At 46.1% G+C, this 3,424-nt stretch carries 1 protein-coding gene and 2 pseudogenes; all 3 read right to left on the reverse strand.

The window, feature by feature from the left end:
* Positions 1-598: pseudogene (locus Q0R35_RS18535) on the reverse strand (sigma-70 family RNA polymerase sigma factor); the annotation flags it as partial.
* A 143-nt stretch (positions 599-741) separates the two neighbouring features.
* Complete coding sequence (locus Q0R35_RS18540) at positions 742-2,148, reverse strand: CHAT domain-containing protein (protein ID WP_295622025.1); 1,407 nt, start codon at positions 2,146-2,148, stop codon at positions 742-744.
* Between the two features lie 212 nt (positions 2,149-2,360).
* Positions 2,361-3,275 (reverse strand): annotated as a pseudogene (locus tag Q0R35_RS18545) (autotransporter outer membrane beta-barrel domain-containing protein).
* Between the last annotated feature and the right edge of the window lie 149 nt (positions 3,276-3,424).

The following is a 3,424-nucleotide window of genomic DNA, read 5'->3' on the forward strand; positions in this document are numbered from 1 at the left end:
ACTTATCGGCACTATGATTGCTAGTTAACGCCTTCCACGCCAGATAATAGCGATCGCGCGTGACTGCATCAAAATTATTTGCCACCAGCGCATCTAACAGCCGTTTGCGACTGATTTTCTGTAACAACCCCCAATCGCTACAAAAATCTACCTCCTGCCGTTGGCGTAAATAATCTCGCAAACAATTTCCAAACACCGTATTTGCATAAGCCTTCAATCTCGTCGGCTTAGAAGTATCGAAAGCTTGTAATAATTTCGGAACATCCGCGATCGCCACCTGAAAACAATCCGACAACTTCATCTGTACCGAACCCGTACGCGGCATTAACCGATTTACCGACCAAAAACAAGTTTCTTGTAAATAAGCCGCCAAATGCCCAATCGATTGACGCAGAGCCGGATTTGCAGCATCTCCATGTTGGGCGTATTGCCGCAACCAATACACCGCCCAAAAATCTTCACTACCTCGCGATTGGACATCTACCGAGCGGATCATACTCCGATGCAAGCGCGGATCGATCGCCCACGATGTCGGTCGATCGGACTCAAATTGCAAAAACGCGGAAAATATCTCGATTAAATCTTTGCGTTGCCGCATTGGCGATCCTATTAGAGAAGTATAGAGCTAATATATCTGTCTTATCCTAACCGATTCCCTTCCCAAAACTGGTGTTCGATCGAGAAACGACAAGATCGGCATTCATGCCAACGGCATCAAGATCGCGATCGATAGTCTCTGTATTACCAAGGATTGCCGATCGTGGTAAATGCCGCCCAGTAGTAAGGATGAGATAAATCTCGATCTTGCGACGACTGTAACTCCGATGGCAGGCTCTTCCGCACGCGGCGGATCGAACTATTCCTTAACTTTAAATCTCCTTTGAGCATGGCAATTTGAGTGCTGCGGAGGGCAGTAGATTTGAGTGGTGCTGTTTTCAAACGCTGATAAAAATCCGACATGAGCACTAGCGTACCGACATCATCCACCGACCACAAGCTGGCTAATACTGCCTTCGCCCCAGACTGTACCGCCAATCCCGCAAATCCTAATTCGGCATTTGGCGTACCCAATGCCGTCCGACAGGCACTCAGCACCAGAAGCTGCACCGCAGGCTTATCTAAGCTCAGTTCGCGCACTTGGTTTAATTGCAAGCGGCGATCCCAAAACTGAATGTAGGAATCCTTCACCGATTTGGCAGAAATATCGGCATGGCTGGCTAAATGCACGATTCCATAAGCAGTCTGCGATCGAGCAAGTTGAAATTGCTTGAGTGTAAATGCCTCATTTAATAATACTCGTCCCGGCCAAGATCCCGTCTGGGTAATTGTTGCCAATTCTATTGGTACCGCAGGTAAATTAGGATTGTCGGTAAAAGTAGCCGCACCCATCGCTAATACTTGCAATCCAGGTAATGTCTTCGATTTGCGATCTAATAAGTTAAATGCCGGAATAATCGCCAAGTTATAGCGTTCTACTAAAAATTGTTGCCCGTCGTGCAATGCAGCTAATGGCAATCCTCGCAAACCTCCACCCAAGCAGAACAAAATTGTATCAATTTTTCTGGCTTTTAAATCGGCGGCGACGGGTTGAATCAACCAGCGATCGAATTGTTGGACTGGTGGTAAATATTCACCCCTGGTAGTTTGGGGATTTACTAGATTAATTCGCAGATTTTTAGCAGCTTCAGGCAAGGTTTTAGCATTAGCATCCTTGACTATTTTATGGACGGGTGTGCCTTGGGCAGATACTAAAATTAGATGTAAACCATCGGGGCGCGGCACGGCATAAAGCAAAGCCGATCTAGTCTTGGTAGCTCGATCGACCTGTGCTAATTTTTGTTTAATTTCTGGTAGTTCAAAATATTGCGATTTTAATTTACCCTCATAATAAGCTTCGTATTGATATTGCCAGCCCAATTCTACTTGTCGAATCGCATCGACAAAGTTATTTCGATCGAGCGATTTTTGGAAGTTTTGCCCGTTTAAAGGCTGTGGCTGAGGTCTGGAATCGAGAGTAGCGATCGTAGTATTGAGGGCGACTGAAGTGGCAGTTGCCGATTGGGGCGCGATCGGGCTAGATGTGGCGATCGCGATCCAACAACAGGCGATCGCCAGAGTGCGCCGGATCGATATTTTGAGTTTCATCATAATTTTAAACTTTGTTATAAATAGAATGAGATCGTCAAAACGCTCGATTACATCGAGTTAGAATAACCAACCACTGGTAATCGAGCGGCAATCTTGCGTGATGTTTTCGATTGGATCGTTGGCGGTAGCGGAGCGTTTGCCTGAGCAATAGCCGCGCCGAGAGGTAATCGCTATGAGAATCGCGAACCAGAAAATCCGATCGAGCGGGACAATTAAAATTGATAGCGGACTGTGGCATTGAGATAATTGTCGCTAAAGTTATCTTTACCGACGATCGTTTCATAACCCAAATTGAGAAATAAACTGTTGGTAAATTCCGTTTGGAAGCCAGCACTCAAGCGGATAAAGTCTCGATCGCTCGCACCAATTTTCGTGCGGATTGGGATACCAGGCTGAGTAACGAGTTCGGTTGAGATCTGCCGACCATTTTGAGCGAATTCATGCTCGAAGTTAGCCGCAAAGTAAGGTGAAATTGTCCCGAATGAGGCTTTAAATGGTTAAGATACTTGGGCACCAATATTAAAAATCAACGAGTCTAGATCTTGAGGATTGACTTTGAGATTTAAGATATCACCGTTTTGCTCGGTGTAGCCATCGATATTGACTTTGGCATAACGAATTCCCGCTGTTGGCCCAAATGATAAGCCATTATTGGAGCCGAAATCGTAGCCACTATTTATTCGCAATGATAATTGGTTGCCATTGGGTTTGGCAGTGGCTGTGGTAAAACCTGGTACCTGAATGTTGCGATCGATATTAAAGTTGTTCCAACCATAATTAATCAGGGCATCGGTGTAGAATTTGTCTTGGGTATAGTTGCCATAGACGGAGACAGAAGTGCTACCGACTGCAACCTTGCCGCGATTATCATTGAGCTGGTTATTAGTATTAACAGAACTCACCGCTAAACCTACCGCGAGATTCTGAGTAACTGGGTAATCAGCACCGACGGTAAAGCCTTTGGTATCGATATTAAAACCCGTGTTGGTGGTGGTGGTCGATCGAGATCCAAAATTCGTGTCACCATTAACAAATACACCGAGCTGTCCATTTATCGGACGCGCGGTAGTTCGCAGTGCGAGTAAACGACCGTTGAGATCGCGGGTTTGACGGTTAGCATTGCCCAAAGCAGTTTCAGTCTGAGCGGCGATCGATCTTCCCGCTGTAATAGTATCTAAAGCATAGGCAGAGATCAGTCTATGACCCGCAGCAGTGGGGTGAAGTGGATCCCAGAATAGGGTTGTATCGGGACTAGCGCAAACAGCCCCAGTGGTCG

Origin of the sequence: Chamaesiphon sp. GL140_3_metabinner_50 (genome assembly GCF_025361915.1) — a bacterium.
In the GTDB taxonomy this organism is placed as follows: Bacteria; Cyanobacteriota; Cyanobacteriia; order Cyanobacteriales; family Chamaesiphonaceae; genus Chamaesiphon.

Coding starts and splice junctions, on each gene's coding strand:
- Q0R35_RS18540 (WP_295622025.1), bottom strand. CDS start 2,148: ATGATGAAACTCAAAATATCGATCCGGCGCACTCTGGCGATCGCCTGT.